At 43.6% G+C, this 21,778-nt stretch carries 19 protein-coding genes; 9 read left to right on the forward strand and 10 right to left on the reverse strand.

What is annotated here, in order from left to right:
• The first annotated feature begins 2 nt into the window (after nucleotides 1-2).
• The 3 genes from ubiB (at nucleotide 3) to JKP82_RS16220 (ending at nucleotide 3,026) form a co-directional block, all read left to right on the forward strand.
• Entirely contained in the window at nucleotides 3-1,631 is a 1,629-nt protein-coding gene (gene ubiB, locus JKP82_RS16210) for a ubiquinone biosynthesis regulatory protein kinase UbiB (protein ID WP_218397837.1), read from the forward strand.
• 281 nt (nucleotides 1,632-1,912) lie between these two features.
• On the forward strand, nucleotides 1,913-2,122 hold the full coding sequence (gene cspE / locus JKP82_RS16215; protein ID WP_013786252.1) for a transcription antiterminator/RNA stability regulator CspE: 210 nt from the start codon (nucleotides 1,913-1,915) through the stop codon (nucleotides 2,120-2,122).
• A 136-nt stretch (nucleotides 2,123-2,258) separates the two neighbouring features.
• Nucleotides 2,259-3,026 carry a hypothetical protein gene (locus JKP82_RS16220; RefSeq protein WP_218397839.1) on the forward strand — a complete coding sequence of 256 codons (768 nt, stop codon included), beginning with the start codon at nucleotides 2,259-2,261 and terminating at the stop codon, nucleotides 3,024-3,026.
• A 41-nt stretch (nucleotides 3,027-3,067) separates the two neighbouring features.
• Here JKP82_RS16220 and cysK read toward each other — a convergent pair whose 3' ends face one another.
• Nucleotides 3,068-4,024, reverse strand: coding sequence for a cysteine synthase A (gene cysK / locus JKP82_RS16225; protein ID WP_218397841.1), 957 nt, complete (start codon nucleotides 4,022-4,024; stop codon nucleotides 3,068-3,070).
• Between the two features lie 120 nt (nucleotides 4,025-4,144).
• Here cysK and JKP82_RS16230 point away from each other — a divergent pair, with 120 nt between their 5' ends.
• Nucleotides 4,145-4,618, forward strand: coding sequence for an Lrp/AsnC family transcriptional regulator (locus JKP82_RS16230; protein WP_159533515.1), 474 nt, complete (start codon nucleotides 4,145-4,147; stop codon nucleotides 4,616-4,618).
• A gap of 175 nt (nucleotides 4,619-4,793) precedes the next feature.
• Complete coding sequence (locus tag JKP82_RS16235) at nucleotides 4,794-6,389, forward strand: methyl-accepting chemotaxis protein (RefSeq protein WP_218397844.1); 1,596 nt, start codon at nucleotides 4,794-4,796, stop codon at nucleotides 6,387-6,389.
• Between the two features lie 33 nt (nucleotides 6,390-6,422).
• Here the strand turns inward: JKP82_RS16235 and JKP82_RS16240 are convergent, their stop codons facing one another.
• The 4 genes from JKP82_RS16240 to JKP82_RS16255 form a co-directional block, all read right to left on the reverse strand.
• The gene (locus tag JKP82_RS16240; protein WP_167347530.1) at nucleotides 6,423-6,587 is read right to left on the reverse strand and encodes a hypothetical protein; all 165 of its coding nucleotides are present in this window, start codon (nucleotides 6,585-6,587) and stop codon (nucleotides 6,423-6,425) included.
• A 261-nt stretch (nucleotides 6,588-6,848) separates the two neighbouring features.
• Nucleotides 6,849-7,859: a cytochrome d ubiquinol oxidase subunit II gene (locus JKP82_RS16245; RefSeq protein WP_159533511.1), complete on the reverse strand. Its 1,011-nt coding sequence runs from the start codon at nucleotides 7,857-7,859 to the stop codon at nucleotides 6,849-6,851.
• A 9-nt stretch (nucleotides 7,860-7,868) separates the two neighbouring features.
• Nucleotides 7,869-9,230, reverse strand: coding sequence for a cytochrome ubiquinol oxidase subunit I (locus tag JKP82_RS16250; protein WP_159533509.1), 1,362 nt, complete (start codon nucleotides 9,228-9,230; stop codon nucleotides 7,869-7,871).
• Nucleotides 9,231-9,241: 11 nt separating this feature from the next.
• A complete protein-coding gene (locus JKP82_RS16255; RefSeq protein WP_013786244.1) occupies nucleotides 9,242-9,799 on the reverse strand; it encodes a GbsR/MarR family transcriptional regulator in 558 nt (185 codons plus the stop codon).
• Nucleotides 9,800-10,067: 268 nt separating this feature from the next.
• Here JKP82_RS16255 and JKP82_RS16260 point away from each other — a divergent pair, with 268 nt between their 5' ends.
• Nucleotides 10,068-11,105, forward strand: a complete 1,038-nt coding sequence (locus JKP82_RS16260) for an energy transducer TonB (protein WP_218397846.1) — start codon at nucleotides 10,068-10,070, stop codon at nucleotides 11,103-11,105.
• 99 nt (nucleotides 11,106-11,204) lie between these two features.
• On the opposite strand, the gene JKP82_RS16265 is transcribed toward JKP82_RS16260, so the two are convergent.
• The 5 genes from JKP82_RS16265 to ubiD form a co-directional block, all read right to left on the reverse strand.
• On the reverse strand, nucleotides 11,205-12,179 hold the full coding sequence (locus JKP82_RS16265) for a substrate-binding periplasmic protein (RefSeq protein ID WP_159533505.1): 975 nt from the start codon (nucleotides 12,177-12,179) through the stop codon (nucleotides 11,205-11,207).
• Between the two features lie 66 nt (nucleotides 12,180-12,245).
• Nucleotides 12,246-13,628, reverse strand: a complete 1,383-nt coding sequence (locus JKP82_RS16270) for a M28 family metallopeptidase (RefSeq protein WP_258544418.1) — start codon at nucleotides 13,626-13,628, stop codon at nucleotides 12,246-12,248.
• A gap of 155 nt (nucleotides 13,629-13,783) precedes the next feature.
• A complete protein-coding gene (locus JKP82_RS16275) occupies nucleotides 13,784-15,142 on the reverse strand; it encodes a hypothetical protein (protein ID WP_218397850.1) in 1,359 nt (452 codons plus the stop codon).
• Nucleotides 15,143-15,378: 236 nt separating this feature from the next.
• Nucleotides 15,379-16,074 carry an NAD(P)H-flavin reductase gene (fre, locus tag JKP82_RS16280; protein ID WP_159533499.1) on the reverse strand — a complete coding sequence of 232 codons (696 nt, stop codon included), beginning with the start codon at nucleotides 16,072-16,074 and terminating at the stop codon, nucleotides 15,379-15,381.
• A 23-nt stretch (nucleotides 16,075-16,097) separates the two neighbouring features.
• Nucleotides 16,098-17,585: a 4-hydroxy-3-polyprenylbenzoate decarboxylase gene (ubiD, locus tag JKP82_RS16285; RefSeq protein ID WP_013786238.1), complete on the reverse strand. Its 1,488-nt coding sequence runs from the start codon at nucleotides 17,583-17,585 to the stop codon at nucleotides 16,098-16,100.
• Between the two features lie 247 nt (nucleotides 17,586-17,832).
• Between ubiD and JKP82_RS16290 the strand changes: the two genes are divergently transcribed.
• The 3 genes from JKP82_RS16290 (at nucleotide 17,833) to JKP82_RS16300 (ending at nucleotide 21,751) form a co-directional block, all read left to right on the forward strand.
• Nucleotides 17,833-18,084 (forward strand): TIGR02647 family protein, encoded by a 252-nt coding sequence (locus JKP82_RS16290; RefSeq protein WP_126871752.1) that lies wholly within the window; start codon nucleotides 17,833-17,835, stop codon nucleotides 18,082-18,084.
• A gap of 208 nt (nucleotides 18,085-18,292) precedes the next feature.
• Nucleotides 18,293-18,937 carry a tetratricopeptide repeat protein gene (locus JKP82_RS16295; protein WP_159533495.1) on the forward strand — a complete coding sequence of 215 codons (645 nt, stop codon included), beginning with the start codon at nucleotides 18,293-18,295 and terminating at the stop codon, nucleotides 18,935-18,937.
• A 480-nt stretch (nucleotides 18,938-19,417) separates the two neighbouring features.
• A complete protein-coding gene (locus tag JKP82_RS16300; RefSeq protein ID WP_159533493.1) occupies nucleotides 19,418-21,751 on the forward strand; it encodes a TonB-dependent receptor in 2,334 nt (777 codons plus the stop codon).
• Nucleotides 21,752-21,778 lie beyond the last annotated feature (27 nt).

The raw sequence follows: 21,778 nt of genomic DNA on the forward strand, positions 1-21,778 counted from the left end.
GCATGCGCATTGTTAGGTTGTATAAGATTAATAAGGTGTTGTTAGAGCATGGGCTAGACGACCTTATCCCTGCGAAATGGCTACCATGGTACGCACGCCTTATGCGTCACAGCATCTTTTGGATCTGCAATAAACACAAAGATAAGACTGCCGGTGAGCGCATTACGCTTGCACTACAAAGCCTTGGCCCGGTTTTTATCAAGTTTGGCCAAATGCTCTCGACACGCAGAGATTTGCTCCACCCTGCCATTGCTAATGAACTTGCTCGTCTGCAAGACAAAGTGCCTCCGTTTTCGTCAGAAGCGGCACAACAGATTATTAAAACCTCCCTTGGTCTAACCCATTTATCTGAGTTATTTAGTGAGTTTGATGAAGCGCCGTTAGCTTCAGCCTCTATTGCGCAAGTGCATGCTGCAAAATTAAAAGCGAATAATGAAGATGTGGTGGTTAAGGTTTTACGCCCAGATATACGTGAAACGATTGTGGCAGACATGGAGCTGCTTTTTAGTTTAGCGTCAGTTCTGCAAAAATGGCTGCCAGATGGCAAACGTCTTCGCCCCGTTGAAGTGGTGGTGGAATATCGCAAAACCATAGTAGATGAATTAGATCTTCTTCGTGAATCGGCAAGTGGTATTCAATTAGGGCGCAATTTTGAGGGCTCAGATTCACTATATATACCTAAAATATACAGCGATTATTGTCACAGCAATGTCATGGTGATGGAGCGCATATACGGGCTACCTATTTCCAATATAGATGCCTTGCTGGCACAAAACACCAATATGAAAAAGCTAGCAGAGCGAGGCGTAGAGGTCTTCTTTACCCAAGTATTCCGCGACAGCTTCTTTCATGCTGATATGCACCCCGGTAATATTTTTGTTTCTACCGAGCATCCAGAAAACCCCAAATACATTGCAATCGATTTTGGCATTGTGGGCACGTTAAACCGTGAAGATAAACGTTATTTGGCTGAAAATTTTATTGCGTTTTTTAACCGAGATTATCGCAAGGTAGCGCAACTTCACGCCGACTCTGGTTGGGTGCCAAACGACACCAATATTGATGAGTTCGAAATGGCGATACGCACGGTATGCGAGCCCATCTTTCAAAAGCCCCTTGCTGAAATATCGTTCGGTAATGTGCTACTACAGTTATTTAATACTGCCCGCCGGTTTAATATGGTGGTGCAACCTCAGCTAGTTCTGCTGCAAAAAACGCTGCTTTATGTTGAAGGATTGGGGCGTCAGCTTTATCCGCAATTAGATTTATGGAAAACCGCAAAACCCTTTTTAGAAAATTGGATGCGCGAGCAAATTGGCGTAAAAGCCATGCTGGGTAAGGTAAAAGCAAACCTGCCGTTTTGGTCTGAAAAGCTACCTGAAATGCCGGATTTACTTTACGACAGCTTACAGCAAGTTAAGCGGCTTCCTTTGCAACAACAACGAGCTCAACTCGCTCTATTAGAACAGCAGAAAAGAAGCGCGCAATCCATTCAATGGGGCGTAGCGGGCGCTACCCTTATCTTGTTGTCGGCTATCTTACCCATGTATGAATTGAACTGGTGCTTCCCTGCACTTTCTGCCTGTGCAGGATCCCTCTGTTGGGTATTGGCGTGGCGTAAGAACCGTTAGCGACTGTTACGCTGGGGTGAAATTTTTATGAAATGCATTTTTTAGTGAATAAATTGTATATTAATCAGTTCGAAGAGTGTTATAGTTGCTTTGGCTTTAAGCCAAAAGTCTTTAAATAGACGAGATATGAAATTATTTGCTATATGTAAAACCGCTCAAGTTACCTTGTGATTTGTAGTAAGTTGTTGCCCATTCGTAAGTAAGACCAACTCCGCCTATTAAAGACACTCGCTATACGCGCTTATTGCGCAATTTAATATGATATTTGAGGTCTATACGACATGTCTAAAGTTACAGGCACCGTTAAGTGGTTTAACGCTGATAAAGGTTATGGTTTTCTAACTCAAGATAACGGCGGTAAGGACGTATTCGTTCATTTCCGTGCTATCGTTTCTGACGGTTACAAAACTCTTCCAGAAGGTCAGCGCGTGGAATTTGAAGTAGAAGAAGGTCAAAAAGGTCTTCAAGCTGCTAACGTGCACGCCATCTAAGAAATTCAAAAACGGCGGTCTGAAAAGACCGCCGTTTTTCTTTCTTTTATAAACACTACATTCGTTAATATAGTTGGTTTTCCCGCTATTAAGTGCTTTACTGTTGCAGTAATAGACTTAATGAAAGGATTTGCTAATGTTAAGGATGAATAGTGTTTTTTTCGCTTTTATTCTACTTACCGCGTTTATATCTTCTTCGTCATTCGCGCAATCATCCAGTAATATACAAAATACTTCCCAAGGCACCCAAGCTGCCAGCAGCGCCAGTAGTAAACAAACTAATAGCAAACAAAATAGTGCTATTGCCAGGCTATTCGGTGAACCGATTACCCTAGCTGACATTACTCCCGACCAAGACACTATTTCGAAGATTCGAAAGCAAGCGCCAGATAACGTCACACAGCTTGTTACTCAGATGCGAGCTATTAACCTAGCGAATCAGATTATAGAAGCCGTGCTTAGCGACTACGCTAGCACACACAATATCAAGGTAGACTCAGCCTTGGTTGATATTTTTAAGCAAAAATTTGGGGCAGAATATGAGAAGAACAACCAGAAAGTAGCTGCTAAGAAAGATGCTCAACAAAACGATAAAGGGTTAGAGGAAAGTGCTAGCGCTGAAGACATTACCAGTATTGATGAGATTGCATCAACGCAAGTAGAGCGCTGGCAAATAGAAAAACACTTGTATAACACCTATGGCGGGGTAGTGATTTTCGAGCAGTCTAACCCTTCAATGCCAGTAGAAGCATACTTAACACTAATGAAAGAATATGAGAGCAAAGGCAAATTCCAGGTGGTAGATGAAGCCTTGGCCGAGCGCTTTTGGGAGGCCTTCAAGCCGCCATATGAATTTGTGATCGCGGCGGAAGATGTCGACTTTAGTCAGCCATGGTGGCGTTAACGTTTAAGTGGCATTACCTCTGGCAACACCGCTATTCGCTGTTAGTCGGCGAATAGTGGCGTAGAAAAGTAACGTTCAGCGCCGTCGGCAAGAATGACCACAATGTTTTTACCCTTACTACTAGGTTGTTGGGCTAATTGAGTGGCGGCAAACAGAGCGGCTCCCGAAGAAATGCCTACTGCTAAGCCTTCTGCCCTGGCGATCTGCTGGGCGTAGGCTATGGCCTCGTTGTCTTCTACCGTAATTACCTGATTAATTTGGCTTACATCAAGTACATCAGGAACATGGCCTGAACTTAGCCCCTGAATATTGTGCACCCCACCATGACCTTTGCTTAACACCGGACAACTTGCTGGTTCTACAGCCACTACTTCCAAATGAGGAATATGAGCTCGCATGCTTGTGGCTAAGCCAGTTAGCGTACCACCAGTACCCACACCCGCAACCACAATATCAATATTCCCATTAGTATCGCGCAGCAGTTCCTGAGCGGTAGATTGGGCGTGGGCGTTAGGGTTAGCTTGGTTTGAAAATTGGGACAGACCCACAGCATTCGGGTTTTGACCGATAAGTGCAGCAGCTTGCTCTATAGCCCCTTTCGTTCCGAGGTGCTTTGGCGTAGTGATTATATCGGCGCCATAGTGGCGAATCAGTTTCTGGCGCTCGATAGACATGTGTTCTGGGATGCATACCGTCAGCTTAATACCGTTGATGGCGCAAAGCCAAGCACAGGCCACACCGTTGTTTCCTGACGACGCCTCTATTATTTCAGTTTTCTCATTAAAGTCAGAACTCTCCATTAGCGCGTTAAGCATGGCCATTGCCGGCCTGTCTTTTATCGAGCCAGCGGGATTAAAAAATTCCACCTTGGCTAAAAGCGTTGCACACACGTTATGGCGTGCAGCAAATTTACTCAAGCGTATTAATGGTGTGTTTCCAATGGTTTGCGTTACATCGTCAACCACACCAGGCATGGCATTTCTCGCGTAATCAAGCATTTCAAAAATCTCTACAAGTCAGTCTTACTTAATAGTGACAGCTAGAAAAAGAGAAATTTACTCATTCCTACCCTTTTGATAAGCTGAATGTAGTAAATAATTCTAACTTAGTTGTTAAATATGAAAAATATTACTCTTGATGGTGTCGATAGAGCTATATTGTTGTTGCTTCAGCAAGATGCCGATGTACCAGTCGCTGACATAGCAGAGAAAGTTGGGCTAACGGCAACGCCTTGCTGGCGACGTATACAGCGTCTTGAAGCTCAAGGCGTTATCACTCGTCGTGTGGCGCTATTGCAGGCGCACAAATTAGGCTTGGCAATGACGGTATTTGTTCAAATTAAGGCCGCACGTCACGACGGAAAGTGGTTAACAGACTTCGCCAAGCATGCTTCGTCATTTGAAGAAGTGGTTGAATTTTATCGCATGTCTGGTGAATATGATTACCTGCTTAAAGTCCTGGTAACCGATATGGCAGCGTTCGATCATTTTTATAAAAGACTAGTTAATGGGATTGATCTCAACGATGTCACCTCTAGTTTTGCCATGGAACAGCTTAAATATACCACTGCACTTCCGCTTACCCATCTTTAATAATGTCCGAATAATGCTTCAATGGTTTTTGATTTACGAAAGTAAAAGAGCGGAGATCGGGTCTATGTTACTTATGCAGTACTAAAGACACTATTATCAGTTAGTTATTAATTCATGCTTTAAGGTGTTTTTAGTATTGCTTCAAATTAACTTTTTCCCCGGAAGGCAGTATGTAATGTTGAACACTATAAAAGTACGAATTTTAACGGGCTACGCGGGAATATTACTCGCTACTCTAGTTGCTGCCGTGGTATTAACACTTAATAATAAGCAGGTGACGCATCAGGTCGACACCTTTGTGAGTGAAACCTTACCCGCGTTAAGTACATTGGATAACGTGCAAAGTAATAGCAAGCAACTCGTGTTAATTGGTTACTCACTTTATGGCACAACGTTATCGGGCAATGCCTTTAAAGAACAAAAACAAGTATTAGTGCAACACGTTGATGCTGGATTCAAAGCACTAGGCTATATGGCCGGTGATACCCTTAAATCCCAGTTTAATTCGCTGGTTTCTAGTATGGACTCACTTCATGCAACTATGTCTGCATCGCGGGTTGATTGGGATCGAGCCCGAGATGATTTGCAGTCACTTAATGAATTAGCCTCTGTTTTTGATAACGCATTAATTGAAGTAAGAAATCAGGTGGCAAGCAAAGCCGGTGAGCGTTCTCAGGCGATAGGAAGTCAGTTACAAACCAGTCAATTCACTATTTATTTTCTTGTAGTCATTCTGGCTGTTGTTGCCATGGCAGGTTTCTATAGCGCAAAAAAACAAATTGCTCAGCCTATAGAAAGCATGGCTGAGAAGCTCGATAGTTTAGCAAAAAGCAGAAATTTAGTGGCGCGCCTGCCAGAACAAAGCACCCATGAGCTTTGTCGAATGACCAACAGTATTCAAGGCTTGGTATCGGTTTTTCAAGCGGGCATGAATGAAGTAAAGGGGGCGGTTTCTGGGATAGAGGGTGCAGTTAGTTCTTTATCTGCATCATCTGAACAGTCAAGTTCGTCTGTTGCGACTTTGCTCACCGATATTACCGGCCTTGTGAACATCATGGACTCATTAGAGGCTGATATGGTGGAGAGCCTTCAGCGTTCACAAACTGCAGCAAGTGCAGCCCAGGACAGCGCAAAACAGGTGGATGCAGGTCGTGTGCAAGTAAAAGAGACCGCCGACGCTATTGCTGACTTAGCAAGCGATATTGAGCAAACGGCGAGTATGCTAGAAACCCTTCAAGTTGAAGGGAACAACGTTTCAAGTGTAGTAAAGACCATTGCAGACATTGCCGATCAGACAAACCTACTGGCATTAAATGCCGCTATAGAAGCTGCAAGGGCTGGAGACTCTGGAAGAGGTTTCGCGGTAGTCGCTGATGAAGTGAGGACCTTAGCTGTAAGAACTCACCAATCTACGGTCGAGATAAACACCATGCTAGAAAAAATTGTGGTTTCAATTACCTCTGCGGTATCCACTATGAGCTCAAACCAAAATAAGGCACATGACTCAGTGGGGCTAGCGAATGATTTGGTATCAACCCTTGAAGCAGGAACGCAAAGCATTTTGGCGTTAGTAAGTGTTAGTGAAGAAGCGGCTGTCTTGGCGAAACATTCACAGTTGCAGGCCAATGAAGCGAAAAATGGTGTTAATCAATTCAAAAATTTGGGAGATAGACTGTCTCAGAACAATAGTCAGGTAAACGATGCGGCTGAAGATTTGTCTGCACTTGCAAATGGATTAAGTGCTAATGTGAACCAATTTAAAATAGGCTAATGCAAGAAGGGCCCTGTTAGGGGCCCTTCGTTACTAATGCTGTTGTTCTTCAGTTTGCTTGCTAGCAAAAATCTTGGATTTCTTTTGGATCTTACATCCTAAAATATTTTGAGCATTTTTCCGACCTATATAGTAAGCCACTGTATAGGGGTGAGCACGCCTGAAGAACCTTGAAAATGATTTAACTACATTATTCATAATGGTCTCCTTTTAATTCTGCCCAAAATAAGCATACGTATATTTAATAATTATGTCAACACTGTCACAAAAGAAATTCATAACAAATTTATTTTATTTTTAGTGTAATTGTTTGTTTACATTAGGGAGGGATCTAAATTGGAAAGAAAGTGATCTAGTAATTTAGTTATGAAGTTAATGTGTTCTGGGTGAAAAAAAGGCTCCGTAACCAAGTGGTTAGGAGCCTATTATCTTTTTTAAGGGTGAACTGGTAGACAGGCGCTAATAGTAGCTAAGCTTTTCTGATTTACCTGAAAATATTTTGTATACCATTGCGGTGTAAGCCAGAATGCAAGGTACTACAATAACGACACCCACTAATAAGAAGCGAAGTGAGTTCGCGTCGCTGAGTGCATCTTGCACCGTAAGATGTCCTGGTATGACAAACGGGTAATAGCTTACCCCGAAGGCGGTGAAGCAAAGTACAAACACGGTTAATGCTATGGCAAAAGGCATCCATTCGCCTTTCCCGCCCGCATCAGGTAGCTTTTTCAATAACACGCCACATAAGCTAAGTAATAAAAAGCAGGCAACAGGAATAGCCATCAATACATAGCCAATAGTGGATGATAACCACAAGTCACGCACATCATCATGCAAGGTTAAGTTTGCTAGGCTTACCGCGACTATCCCTATAGAAAGCGCAAACAACCCTCTGCGCGCCCAATAATAGGCTTTGGCTTGTAAGTCGTTCTCTGCTTTTAATATTAACCAGCAAGAGCCAATAAAAGCATACGCAGCCGTTACGCCAATAGCAGACAATAAGGCAAACCCTTGTGCCCATATGTCAGTACGCAAGCCGGTTACATAGATGCCTAGCATATAACCTTGCGCCAGCGTGGTAAGTAGTGAACCGTACTTAAAGGTGAGGTCCCACTTACGTTTATGTACTTGAACGACCTTTGCCCTAAAATCGAAAGAGACGCCACGCAAAATGAGCCCCAGTAACATGATAGTGGCAGGGATATATAAGCTTTGAAGCACCTCACTGTGTGCCTCGGGAAAGGCAATCAGCAAAAGTCCAACGGCCAATACCAACCAAGTTTCATTGGCATCCCAGTAGGGGCCAATAGACGCAATCATATCGTCACGAAACGTTTCTTCTCGGGGCGGTATTAAAACACCTACCCCTAAATCGTAGCCATCTAAAATAGCGTAGAGCAATACTGCTAGCCCAAGCAGGCCAACGTAAATATTCCCTAATGTTTCTGCTGATACATTTTCGAATAACATAGCTGCTCCTTAAGTATTGGCCGGCGACATTTTGCTGGCTTTAGCCATTTCACGCTCTTCTGTAGAAATCTCTTCAATTTCAACGGCGCGCCGACACATCAACATGAGTGTACCCATATAAGCGAACAGCAAGATGGTATAAATCGTTGCGTACATGGTGAACGAGAAAGCGATATTAGAAGGAGGAAGCGTTGTTACCGCTTCTTGGGTGCGCAAAACACCACTGACGAGATAAGGCTGTCTACCTATTTCAGTCACATACCAACCCGCTAAGGTCGCTATCCAACCACTAAACGCCATGCCTGCGAATACACGCTTGAGCCAAAGTGGGAAAGATTTTCCTCTAAGTAAATAGCTACTACCAAGCCACGAAACCGCCAACATTAAAAAGCCCATGCCTACCATCACCCGAAACCCGAAGAACACAGGCGCTACCGGTGGATGTTCGCCTTCAAAGTCGTTCAGGCCTTGAATTTTGCCATCCATTTTATGGGTTAAAATTAAACTTGCACCGTTGGGCACTGGTATTTCAAAGTGATTTTCTCTGCTTTCTTCATCGGGAATAGCAAACAGCAGTAAGGGCGCGCCTTCAGTGGTATCCCATAAGCCTTCCATTGCGGCGACTTTTTGTGGCTGATGCTCAAGGGTATTTAATCCATGCATATCACCCGCAAAAATCTGTAAAGGAATAAGCACTGCTGCGGTATAAGTCGCGGTTTTAAGGGCAAGCTTTGGCGCTAGTTTGTCATCACCTTTCAGCATACGATATGCAGATAAACCGGCAATTAAGAAACTGGCTGTCAAACCCGAGGCTAGCATCATGTGTACAAAGCGATAGGGAAACGAAGGGTTAAAAATAATTTCGCTCCAGTCTACGGCATACACTACCCCGTCGATAATTTCATGCCCTTGAGGCGTTTGCATCCAGCTGTTAAGCGCCAAAATCCAAAAGGCTGACATGGTAGTGCCCACCGCCACAATCAATGTTGAAAGGGTGTGCAACCAATTGGGTACCCGACGAATACCAAATAACATAATACCAAGGAACGTGGCTTCTAAGAAAAACGCAGTAAGGACTTCGTAACCTAATAGTGGGCCCGCCACATTACCCACCCGCTCCATAAAGCCAGGCCAGTTGGTCCCAAATTGGAAAGACATGGTCACGCCACTCACTACACCAAGAGCAAAACTTAGTGCGAATACGCGCACCCAGAAGCGGTACATACGCATCCATACAGGGTGACCGGTTACATTTGAGCGAAATTTGAAGTAAAAAAGAAACCATCCCATTGCCATGGTGATAGTTGGAAACAGAATATGAAAACTAATATTTAATGCAAATTGTAAACGAGACAGCAAAAACGCATCCACAGATAGTCTCCTTAGTTAACGGAATTTTTTCCCGGCAGAATTTTGTCTTTCAGTTCTAACATACGGCCTACGCCCGAGCCGAGTTTCATCAAGGTGTTAAGTTTATCTGGGCCTAGGTTCTGAAGCTCTTGTGACCACGCGGTCACCGACTCTAATAAGTCGTGAATTTCATTCAGCTTATCTTGCGCATTGGCTTCAGTTTTGTTGGCGGGGGTATCTAATAGCAAATCCCGCAATAAGCTCATGGTAGGGTCTATTTCACGTTTACGGCGTTCTTCGAATACGCGGTTAGCAAGTGTCCAAATGTCACCGCCGGCAATAAAAAACTCTTTGCGCTCACCGGGAACAAGGTGTTGCTTAACCAAACGCCATGATTGCAATTCTTTTAGCCCCATACTGGTATTGCCTCGGGATATATTTAGCGCGTCGGCAATTTCTTGTGCTGAGATGGGCTCATCAGCAAGTACAATCAGCGCCAAAATTTGGCCCACAGTACGGTTAAAGCCCCAACGACTGCCCATTTCGCCGAAATGCATAACCGCAGAAGTAATAAGTGGTGTCATTTTCATGTCTATACCTGCTGAACTTTCAGAAATTACTGAAAGTTTATGCCGAAGTTTGATTGAGATCAACAAGTATCAGATGATAATTATGTTAGGAGGAACTCGAAGTCTAAATTGAAGGGCATAGTGAATCTTATGTGTGTTGATAAGTTGTCTCGTGACGTTTCGATTTATTGTTAAGTTTTAAAGATAGATGCTATAAACAATTTAGAATTAAACAGGAAACGCGATGTTGAGGTTTTTTTGCTTTTAACACGCTAAAAAATAGGAATAAATGGTGAAAATATTTTCTGCGTTATTATGCGTGTTATTGATAATGTTCAGTGCTACCTCTTTTGGCAATGGCAACAGCAAAGAAGTTAAAGCCGCCAAAATAATAAAAAATGCTAACAAAGTGGAAGAGGCCTTTACCTCGCGCGGAGGGATGGAAGGTTGGACAAGAGTTTCATTTATAATAGACAAAGACGGTACAACGAAAGACATCGTTGTTTTTGATTATTCAGGCAAAGACAGATACGTTAAAAAAGTCACTAAATACATAAGAAACCTTCAATATTCTCCTGCACTCGTTAACAATAAGCCAGTAGCAAGTGCTCAAACCCTGTTTGTTAAACACACATACTCAGAGGCTGGCCATAGCGAAGGTAGTGTGACGCCTGCTTTTGCAAAAGAATACCAAGCTACCATAGATGCGCTTTCTAGCCCTACCGCGGATATGCTTAGCATAAAAAAATCCATAGACGATTTGGTGGAAGACCATACTAAAAATTTAAACGAACATGCTTTGGCTGCGTGGTTAAAGTCTATCTATTATTATAAAAATGAAGAATTTTTAGAATATATGCGCCAATCCCACATTACAGTAGATTTATACGAACACTTGCCTATAGCAATATTGGCTAAGTCTACGGTGAATCTTTTTCAGTCACAGCTTTATTTCGGCAATTTTAATGGCGCCGCCGAAACCCTTTCGCGTATGGGGAGTGTTAATGGCCTTAATTTATCTGAAGAAACCTATCAACAATTTGCAGACGCACTTAACGCTGCTAAAGCGACTGAATCAGCAAACGTCACTAAAGGTCAGCTTAGTAGTTTGGGCGCGTGGTCTCAATTTTATGAATTCTCAACATTTAAAGTTGAAGTGTCTCAAGGGAATGTTGATTCAGTGGAACTTAGATGTAACGATTATCAACAAAAATACGTAGAAGGTTGGGAGAACAAAATAGAGTTTCCGGCGCATACTTCTGATTGCATTTTGTTAATCAGAGGGGATGCGGGCTCAACATTTGATATTCTCGAAATTACTAGTTGAAAACCAAGAAAGCGAGAGCGGTTTCGCAAAATCATTGACTACAAGGCCGCTCTTCTAGTTTGCTAGCAAAAGACGCTGCTAAAAAGCGCGGCTAAATAATTACCAGCGCCTAATCATGGTTTGATAAACATCAGGGTCGAGTAGACTTTCTCGCTCGGCTTTAACGCCATCAAGCATAGCCATCGCCTCAGCTTTAGTTTCAACGATAACACCATCAATAACGTAAACACTGCTATCACCAGGTAATGCTTTATCTAATGGGTAGGCGATAAGTGCACTTGCTGGCACAAGGCTAACGCTAGTTTCACCAATATAGTCGGCAATACCATCGTCGTTAATATCTTTGGTAAGCCAAGGCAGCCCTAGAATTTTATTGTAACTGCCATCTTGCTGCATGACGTCAATCGTTTGTTCAAACGCTTTAATAGTGGCCTTAGCGTTAGGCGTATTGTTGCCCAATGCTAAAGAAAAACCTGCGTTCATTAATGCTGCTGAAGACACATGTAAAAGCTCTTCACCGTCTTTATCAAGAAGTAAATTAAACTCTTCAATAAGCAAACGGGTGGTAATTAAGTACGGCGCTCTGTCATCGGCCAATTGCTTAAATGCGTCGTACGTACTGGGATTACGTGACCACTTCACTTCTTTTAGCATGCGGAACTTTGGCGTATTAGCAAAGCGGTTTTCTATCGCTACGCGACTGTCTTTTAAATGCGGTATCAGCTTAATCTCTTCCACATCGTATTTTTTGCCCGTGGCATACAAATAGATGGGTAAGTAGGGGGCTGAAAGGGTAATCGCGTCTTTTCTTTCGCCTAAGTCTATATAGGCGAACTCGCCATCCACCTTACCAGAACGTACTGCGCTACCTAAGAAGGCATCGCGCATAACCTGAAGCTCTAGGTCGGTTTGCATTCGCGAGAACGCCGCTTCAACGATAGACGTGAGTCTTGAAGGTTCGCCCTCATCGCTTACGTAAGTTTCAAATGGCGCTGCGGCAAGGGTGACACTGTTTGCCTTTAACGGCGCCACCACTGTGATAAAACTTAATAAAGCGATGACTCTCACCAACACGGGCGACATCTCCTAAACAACGTTATTATTATCTATAGGCGCTATTACCTATTAACAGTATAACCGTTACTGGCCAAAACTGCCTGTAGCGCCTGGGAATACAACTGGGCTTTCAATGCCATCGTTGTTCACACTGGCAACCCCGAAAAAGTAGTTATCAATCACTACGTTTTCTAACGTGGCTTCGTTCACCTTACCAACAAACTTACTAAATTCCCATTGCGGTGCATCGGTATGACGCCAGTAAACTTTATAGCCCGACAGTTGAGGGTTTTGCGCTGTATCTGCTATATCCCACATTAATGTGGTAGAAGGCTGAACGGCGCCTTTAATTTTTACATTAGATGGTGGGTTGGGCGCCCAAGCCATAGCCGCTAGCGATACTGCGTTTAAACCAGTTAGCTTGGCTGCGTAATCAAAATTCACACCGTCTAAGGTATCGCCATACTTGATACCATCTTCTTCTCGAAGGTCCTGATGCTGGCGAGTGTAGTTTTCATTGGTTTCCATAATACGAATACCGGGAAAACCTAAATCGTTGAAGGGGCGATGGTGCCCGCCACGACCAAAGCGATCTAATCGATAAATGACCATGGTATCTAGATTCTCAATGTATTGGTCGGCAATTTTATCAATGTATCTTGCTAAGTTTCTGCTTGGTGAATCGACTTCTCCACCTGTGAAGCGGCGGGTGCGAGCTTCATCTGTGGTTTCGGTTACGCGAGTGCCTTCAGCAAATATGCGCGCCGTGGTGTTGTTGATAACCCCATTAACGCCCTCTATATTGCCAATCATGTCGTTGTTCAATACGGCTTTTAACCGCCAGCCGTCTTTTTGCGCTTGGTTTGCCATAATACGCCCACCAAACAGGCCTTGTTCTTCACCTGCCAGCGCAGCATAAACAATACTGCCGTTGAATGTGTATTTTGATAATATTCGCGCAGCTTCCAGTGTGCCAGCTACGCCCGATGCATTATCGTTTGCGCCAGGTGAGTCTGATGTGAAATCCATCACATCAGATACGCGAGAATCTATATCACCAGACATCATCACGTAACGTTCTGGATCGGTACTGCCGCGTTGAATAGCAATAACGCTTACTACCTCGACAGGGTCGGGTATACGTTTTTCACCGCTAATGGTTTCAGACTGAAAATACACGTCTAAGCAACCACCACATTCGGCTGATATCTTTTCAAACTCAGCCTTAATCCAGCGCCTTGCGGCCCCTATGCCTCGGGTATCTGATTCGGTTTCCGATAAGGTATGTCGGGTTCCAAAATTCACAAGGGTGGTGATATCGCTTTCAATGCGCTTTGGGGAAATGTCTTCGGCTATTTTGTATAAGGCTTGTTGTTGTTCATTTTGCGCTTGCGCTGTAAAGGTCAAGGAAAGTGGTAATACTGCTAGCGCTGAAATTTTTACGAATGTCGGAATGCTTTTTATCATTGTTTTCTCCATCTCTTTTTTATCACCATACTGGATACGAGAGAAAGCAACAAATAGCCTTAACGTGTGGAGAAGTTAATTGTCGAATTAAAAGGTGTATTAAGAATAGCCTCTTCAAAAAGAGGCTATTGCCAAAGGTGAAAGTAATTTGCTAACTATCTTGCTATATAAAGGGCACCAAATGAAGAATTACTCCAATCAGATAAAGATTCAAGATAATCAGTTGTATTTAGTACGTCTTCTACTCGCAGATACAAGAACCCTGACTCTATTTCCTGTGTTATGTCTAAATCTAGTTCGAAAGGTAAAACAACATCATCAAAATTCAGCGTATCAAGAATGCTCATTGAACCTTGAGCGGGAGTGGTCAAGCTGAAAGAAAATTCACCACCTGAACTGAAATACAGGTAAACATTGTCGGCACCGGTATTGGAGAAATCATAATCGTCGCCTGAAAGCATATCTTGAGCGGCTTCAAGGAATGGGGTTGGTTCCATCACGGTAAAATCGACGACGCCTGCATAATCTGAATCGACCGAAACACCAGACACCATGTCCATCCAAACGAAACCTTCTATGTCATCAAAAAGTATCTCATCATAGGTTGTTTCTTGAAATGTAAGATAGGTTTCCAAGTTTTCGCTTTCGCTGTAAATAGGTAAACTTTGCGGTAAAAAGGCGAGTGAGTCAGCGCCTTTGTAAAAATCAAAAGAGTGTAAATCTTCAATCTGGCTAGAACTTGATACGCGGTAAACGCTTTCAGTAAATACAGGTGTATTGGTGACTAAATAAGGAACGTTTGTATTAAGGTGTGCATCTGATAGCGAAATAGTATTCGTGCTATCAACGTCATAATCAGATATCTGAGTGCTGTACACCTCTATTTCTTGGTACGGCTGGCCGTTAATGGGAGTTGAAATAACGACTGCTAAACTAGGCCATTCGCCATCAACCGTTCTACACACTTCGGCTTCAGCCACGTCGTCAATGCTAGATAAATACGTTTGCTCATTAGTATTGGCCGCAGATGCACGCACATTAACACTGCCTGATGCCGTAAATTCACTGATATCAAAAGTGACACTCTCGCATTCACATTGAGTCACATTATCATCGGCACCGGGAAAGGAGATCATATTAAGAATTTTATCGGCAGTAACCGACACGTAGGTTTTTACTTCAGGAAAGCGGCCATTGTCGCCGATTGAGAAAGTAATTGAGCTGAAAGTGGCTACATCACCATAGTCTATCGTAATATCGCCATTTTCATCGGCTTCATAGACTTCTACAGCGTCGCCTGATGCATCATGCCGTACGATAACCGCTTCAGGTTGGGGAGTAACAGTGCCGCACTTCGATGTGTAAGAGGCGTTAACAATATATTCAAATGATGAGTTTCCGCCACCAGAGCCGCCGGATGGAGGCGTTTGAGTGTCTGGGGTACTATCGCTACCACCGCAGCCAATCAAGCCCATCGCGGCTGAAGCAACAAGAAGATTTTTGGCGTTAAACATGATTTACTCCTACATACGTTAAGAAAAGGCGCAAGCAAAAGCAAAAACAAACAATTAAGGTGCCAATGCTTCTTGCTAGGCCAAAAAGGGCTATCCCGCCCTTTGGATACCGATTATAACAAAGCAACTCGTTGAGCAGTCAGTGGAAAGGTGCTCAACGCTTTGTTAATCAATTTTCATACTATCTCTATATGTACAGAGCCACCATTTTAAAATGTAACAATATGTATGTATGTTTAAATAAACGCGAAGGCATCGCCAAATAGATTTTCTACTTTTAAGCCGCGAACGGTAAAGTCTTCACGTACGGTTTTAGCCATTTCAAAACGTCCAGCAACATACACTTGCATGTGTTCGAAGTCTGTATGGTCGGCTAATACTGCATGGTGAACCCATCCTGTTCTACCTTTCCAGTCGTCTTCGGCAAATTCCACTACAGGTACAAAGGTAAAGTTATCGTGCTTGGCAGCGAGTGCATTTAGCGCTTCTGATAGATATAAATCACCGGCATGACGGCCTCCCCAATAAAGGGTAATAGGCGTTTTATCACCGCTGTTCAGATGCTGCTGTAAGATAGAGTAGGTATAGGAAAAGCCTGTGCCGCCAGCGATTAGTACCATCGGCAAGCCGTTTGATTGCAAAAAGGCTTCACCGTTATTTACGCTAAGACTAATTTCGCCTTCTTCTTTCATACGACTCAATACTTCACCGGCAAAAGTATTGCCAGGCTCTGCGCCAATGTGAAGTTCAATGCGTGAATTATCATAGGCGGCATTGGCAATAGAGAAGGGGCGCTTGTCTTTTTCGCCCATATCAATAAGTGCGTACTGGCCTGCTTGAAAGGCAACTGGCGCGGGAGGTGTTAATTCAATTTTGTATACTACGTCGGTTAACGGCGTGATGCTGGCAACCTTACATTTAATTTCTGACATGTAATCTCTTCTTACGTTTGCTGTTAGCGTTTCGCCGTTGGTAAGTCCATGATACCAAGTTCATCCCAGATATCATCCACCCGTTTTTTCACGTCTTCGTCCATCACAATGGGTTCGCCCCATTCACGGTCGGTTTCACCGGGCATTTTATTGGTGGCGTCCATCCCCATCTTCGACCCAAGGCCAGACACTGGCGAAGCAAAATCTAAATAGTCGATGGGAGTATTTTCAATCATAACCGTATCGCGGGCCGGATCCATACGCGTGGTAATCGCCCAAATTACGTCGTTCCAGTCGCGGGCGTTTACGTCGTCATCGCACACTATCACAAACTTGGTGTACATGAACTGTCGTAAAAACGACCATACACCCATCATTACGCGCTTAGCATGACCCGGATATTGTTTTTTCATGGTAACCACAGCCATGCGGTAAGAACACCCTTCTGGCGGTAGGTAAAAGTCTACAATTTCTGGAAACTGCTTTTGCAAAATAGGTACGAATACTTCGTTTAATGCTACGCCTAAAATAGCTGGCTCATCAGGCGGGCGACCGGTATACGTTGAATGGTAAATAGGATCTTTACGATGGGTAATATGGGTTACCGTAAACACAGGGAAGTCATCAACTTCGTTGTAGTAACCCGTATGATCGCCGTAAGGCCCTTCGGGCGCGACTTCGTCTTGTGCAATATAACCTTCCAGAACAATTTCAGCACTCGCGGGTACTTGCAGGTCGTTACTTATCGATTTAACCACTTCGGTTTTATCGCCTCGTAACAACCCTGCAAAGGCATATTCGGAAAGGGTGTCAGGCACAGGAGTAACGGCACCTAAAATAGTGGCCGGATCGGCCCCTAGTGCTACGCTTACTGGATAGGGCTTTCCTGGGTGAGTTTGGCACCATTCACGAAAATCGAGCGCACCACCACGGTGAGATAACCAACGCATAATAAGCTTGTTCTTACCGATAACCTGCTGGCGATAGATACCTAGGTTCTGGCGGTTTTTATGCGGGCCTTTGGTCACACTTAAACCCCACGTAATAAGCGGCGCGGCATCACCGGGCCAGCAACGCTGGATAGGCAGTTTACCTAAATCGACATCATCACCGGTTAGTACGACTTCTTGGCAAGGTGCTTTTTTTACGACCTTGGCGGGCATATTCAGTACCTGTTTAAAAACAGGCAATTTTTGCCATAAATCCTTTAGTCCTTTAGGTGGTTCGGGTTCTTTTAAATAGGCCAGTAATTCGCCCACTTCTCGAAGTGCCGCAACCGACTCTTGCCCCATTCCCATTGCCACACGTTCTGGTGTGCCAAATAAGTTGGCCAATACAGGCATGCTATGGTTTTTAGGGTTTTCAAATAATAGCGCAGGGCCACCGGCACGTAGTGTGCGGTCAGCTATTTCGGTCATTTCTAAATCGGTATCGATTGGCTGGCTAATGCGAACCAATTCACCTTTGGCTTCCAACTGGTGAATAAAGTCACGTAAATCTTTGTACTTCATTTGAACAGGGGGTATCCGCAGACTAAAGTTAGGAACAAGAATATACTATTTCGACACAAAGTCCGATCAGTTCAGTGGGCTAAAAGGGTGGCTTCTCAGATTTTAGCGGCGTATGTTGATAAAATAATCTGGACACCCTGAGTAAATGGTAGTCTGATAGCGTTAGTGCGGTTGAACTTCAAGTAGTTGAACTGTCTATACAAAAGAGTGAATAACAATAATACCCTTTTTTGCCTAAGGTGAGTGTATGACAATATTTGACCAGGACATGCTCGACGAACTTAACTTATTAGTTAAGTTTCCTACAGACAGTTTATTACAAGGCCTAAAAATACATCACGATGCCAGCCAATCAATGGTGAATGCCGCATCAAGACTTTATACAAAGGGTTTGATTACTCAGCCTGATGGCGGTTACCTTACCGATTTAGGAATAGATTTGGCCGATCACTCCCGCCATCTACAGTCCGCGCTGTGTAACCGCAAAAGCAGCCACTAGCGAATACGGGCTTGAAGCGGGGCTGCCACAAAGCCCCGTTAAATTACCATTAAGTATTCGCTGTAATGGCCGATAATTAAACATAGCCAATAAGGCCTAGATGCAATAGCGTTATATACATACCGTTATTTGTTTCCCCGCCTTTATATCTGAACGATTTAAAAGTGTTACTTTTAAACATTAATTTCTAAACAAAGAAGCCATTGATATGAAATTGTATTCACTGCCCACAATTTGTTTATTGCTTTCTTCGCTTTTCAGCGCAGCGGTGTTGGCTGAAGGGGAAACTATTGATGAAATTCGTGCGGTGCAGTTATACGATCAAAATGCGCTTATCGATATGATTAATGCCAATACCCACTTAGATAAAGTGGTCACTGATAGATGTCAGCTGGTGCAAGACATAGAAGCCCGTGCCGATATACTTAAAGTGCCCGCGTATCAGTTTTTATGGGGTGACATGTTAGCGTGGGGTGTGTGTGTCGACGCAGAGCCCGCTCGAGGTATGACTCACATTGAAGACGCAGCAAATCAAGGCTTTCCAGCTGCTTTAGAACAGCTTGGCCGTTATTACGCCAATGGTACATTGGTGCAACAAGACAAAGAAAGAGCGGTGGTGTATTTGCGAGAAGCCGCGGCAATGAAAAGCTTAAAGGCGCAATTGCAGTTAGTTGAATTGTTTCTAGACGGCTACGGTAGCCCCTATGATTATCAAGATGCTTACCAATGGCTGCACAATTCAGTCACTAACGACAAAGCGCAACATCAAAAAATAGCCAGTTACTTAAGCAAGCTTGAACAGCTAATGCACCCTAAAGCAGTACGCGCAGCAAAACGCCCATTGGACAGCTAATCCACTTAGGCTAGCAATCACTGGTAGCACGTTCGCTCGCCATTAAGCACGTTCGCTAAAAAGTATATGGCGCGCTCGAAAACTTCCCCCACTGCAACAATGCTTGAGCAAATTCACTTCGCCCGCAATTCATTTAAACTGCAATATAGTTCGTCCGCAATTCACTTAAACCGCAATATAGTGCGACTTTAATAAATTAAGATCGCAAGAAAAAACATCCAGTAGGCTATCAATAGCCTCTTACTCCAATCCAACACATTCATTGTGTACTTATATACGTGCATGATATTTATTGGGTTTTGAAACATGTTGTCATAAAACTGCCTCTTACCTGTCACCTTCGCTTCATCATTTCGTCTTATAACAAGATTAGATTCATCTGCTTTGCAGAGCTCTGACCACTACTGCAATAAACCATGAAAAAACACACTCAATCAAGCGCACAACACACTAACGAAATATTCATTAAGGGACAGACACATGTTTTCAAAAACCCTATTAGCCAGCGCTATTTTTAGTGCATTGGCCGCTCCAACATTTGCTAATACAGATTCACCAGCAGATGAGAAAGACTACATTGAAGAAATTACTGTTACTGCTCAAATGCGTGAGCAATCGATAATGGATGTTCCGGTAACCATGGATGTAATTTCAGGCGACTTTCTAGAACGCACTAACATTATGGAACTTGATGAGCTATCTCGCGTTTTGCCAAACGTGCAAATACAAGAACAAGCGGTAAGCCTGCCTTCATTTAATATTCGTGGCGTTACAGACGACGGATCTTCCGTTTCGGCCACGCCACGTATCTCCGTATATCAAGATGGCTTCGATATCAGTAAGAAAACCGTATCAAGTGTGGCGCTTTACGATATTGCTCGCGTTGAAGTATTAAAAGGCCCGCAGCCCACACTATTTGGTGTTGCCGCGGCTAACGGTGCTATCAGTATTCACTCTCACTTGCCTACCAATGAAAAGGAAGCAACGGTTCAGGTAGGTTACGACACTGAGTCGGGTAAAGAAGCCGAGTTCATGTTCAATACACCTATTAATGACAATCATAGCGTGCGTATTGCGGGCTTATATCGTGAGATGGACGGTATTGTAGAAAACAATGCGTGTTCTGAAGACAGTTATTATGGCAACGCCGACATGATTGACCATTTAGGCAATACCGTACCCTGTAACAGCGAAGACTTACAAGGCATATCAGTGCAGGCCCTTCGTGGTACATGGAAGGCCAGCTACGATAACTTTGAAATAATCGCCCGTGCTTCAATGGAATATAACGACCAACCGGGTATTGCCTTTAAATCAGGTTCAATTGCCCCTAATGGCGGCGATACCAGCCCGTTTACGGCTGCTGAATTTAGTATGGGGAGCGAGCTTGGCATTGAGCGTACGCTGCAGGCCTACGATATTTCACTAGATTACGATATTAGCAACAGCTTAATGTTTCATGGCGATGCGTATTATAAAGACGTAGAAGTGAGTGAAGGGTTTGATGCCGATGGTTCAGCCCTTAGAATTCAAGATGCATACTTCGATAACGATGCAACACTAAGCGGTGGATCTATGCGCTTGGTTTATGATTCGGGCGAAAAGCTGGTGGCTTTTGTGGGCGCCTCTGTAAGCCAAGATGATTCGATACTGCCGTATTACGTTATGGTAGACCCGTTTGTACGTGGCACCTTCGACGCGGTAAAAGCTCAACTAGAAGCCTCAACCAATATTCCGTTAAATCAAAATATTGCTACCGATGCCTCGCTTGAAGAAATTGAAGCTTTGCGTGCTATGTTAGTGTCTTCATTGTTTAATGCCGACGGCACGCCAATTTCAAGTGCAGACTTTCCCTCAACTATTATTCAAGGCCCTTATATTTTTGAGGCAGAGCTAGATATCACGTCTTATGTGGCTGAGGTATCTTACTTTGTGACTGACAAGGTGAATGTGACCGCTGGTGTACGTTATATTGATGAATCACGCTATACCAAAAACACCTATACATTAGATTCAGGCACATTTGAATTTGAGGGTGAAGGCGACTTCGACGATACGCTACCTCGCTTTGCCGTTAGTTATGACATGAACGATAGCTGGAATTTTTACGCAAACTACGCGCGCGGCCGTCGCTCACCCGTAGTTAATGCGGATTTTTCTGGGGTATCGACAACCAAAGCTGAAATTGTTGATAGCTACGATTTAGGGGTTAAATACCAAAGTAACAATTTCACTTTCTCAGGCGCGATTTTTACGTATGAATATAGTGATTATCAACAGTCTTATACTGATCCTGAAACTTTGCAATCCATTACCGTAACTGTGGGTGATTCAACCATGTCGGGCATTGAAGGCATGGGAACTTACCATTACAGCGATACGTTATCGATAACCGGTAGTATCGGCTTCCTAGACGCAGAGTTTGCTGATGAAACGGCTGATGGTAGTCCATTCCAGTATGCCGGAAATAAGTTTCGTCTAGCACCTGAGGTGAGTGGTGCTATTAATATTAATAAGGAATTTGAAGTTCAGAACTGGTTAGTGAATGTGAATTGGCTAACGAGCTTCCAGTCTGAAGTATTCTTTGAAAGCAGTAACTACCCTGGTTTGTCGCAAGATACTCATTCATTGACAGATATCTCTGTACAGTTTTCACAAGAAGCAAGCAGCTTTGCGTATGAAGTGTATTTAGAAAATGCCTTCGATAAAGAGTATGTGATTGATGCTGGTAATACCGGCGGTGGTTTAGGTATTCCTACTTATGTTCGCGGTATGCCGCGCATTGCAGGCGTGCGTTTCTACTATAGCTACTAATATCGGTAGCTTTTCAATAATAAAAAA

The sequence above is a fragment of the Alteromonas lipotrueae genome (assembly GCF_019249215.1).
In the GTDB taxonomy this organism is placed as follows: Bacteria; Pseudomonadota; Gammaproteobacteria; order Enterobacterales; family Alteromonadaceae; genus Alteromonas; species Alteromonas lipotrueae.

Coding starts and splice junctions, on each gene's coding strand:
- ubiB (WP_218397837.1), top strand. CDS start 3: ATGCGCATTGTTAGGTTGTATAAGATTAATAAGGTGTTGTTAGAGCAT.
- fre (WP_159533499.1), bottom strand. CDS start 16,074: ATGTCAGAAATTAAATGTAAGGTTGCCAGCATCACGCCGTTAACCGAC.
- JKP82_RS16260 (WP_218397846.1), top strand. CDS start 10,068: ATGGTGAAAATATTTTCTGCGTTATTATGCGTGTTATTGATAATGTTC.
- JKP82_RS16240 (WP_167347530.1), bottom strand. CDS start 6,587: ATGAATAATGTAGTTAAATCATTTTCAAGGTTCTTCAGGCGTGCTCAC.
- cysK (WP_218397841.1), bottom strand. CDS start 4,024: ATGCTTGATTACGCGAGAAATGCCATGCCTGGTGTGGTTGACGATGTA.
- JKP82_RS16270 (WP_258544418.1), bottom strand. CDS start 13,628: ATGATAAAAAGCATTCCGACATTCGTAAAAATTTCAGCGCTAGCAGTA.
- JKP82_RS16295 (WP_159533495.1), top strand. CDS start 18,293: ATGAAATTGTATTCACTGCCCACAATTTGTTTATTGCTTTCTTCGCTT.
- JKP82_RS16300 (WP_159533493.1), top strand. CDS start 19,418: ATGTTTTCAAAAACCCTATTAGCCAGCGCTATTTTTAGTGCATTGGCC.
- cspE (WP_013786252.1), top strand. CDS start 1,913: ATGTCTAAAGTTACAGGCACCGTTAAGTGGTTTAACGCTGATAAAGGT.
- JKP82_RS16255 (WP_013786244.1), bottom strand. CDS start 9,799: ATGAAAATGACACCACTTATTACTTCTGCGGTTATGCATTTCGGCGAA.
- JKP82_RS16220 (WP_218397839.1), top strand. CDS start 2,259: ATGTTAAGGATGAATAGTGTTTTTTTCGCTTTTATTCTACTTACCGCG.
- ubiD (WP_013786238.1), bottom strand. CDS start 17,585: ATGAAGTACAAAGATTTACGTGACTTTATTCACCAGTTGGAAGCCAAA.
- JKP82_RS16290 (WP_126871752.1), top strand. CDS start 17,833: ATGACAATATTTGACCAGGACATGCTCGACGAACTTAACTTATTAGTT.
- JKP82_RS16230 (WP_159533515.1), top strand. CDS start 4,145: ATGAAAAATATTACTCTTGATGGTGTCGATAGAGCTATATTGTTGTTG.
- JKP82_RS16235 (WP_218397844.1), top strand. CDS start 4,794: ATGTTGAACACTATAAAAGTACGAATTTTAACGGGCTACGCGGGAATA.
- JKP82_RS16275 (WP_218397850.1), bottom strand. CDS start 15,142: ATGTTTAACGCCAAAAATCTTCTTGTTGCTTCAGCCGCGATGGGCTTG.
- JKP82_RS16245 (WP_159533511.1), bottom strand. CDS start 7,859: ATGTTATTCGAAAATGTATCAGCAGAAACATTAGGGAATATTTACGTT.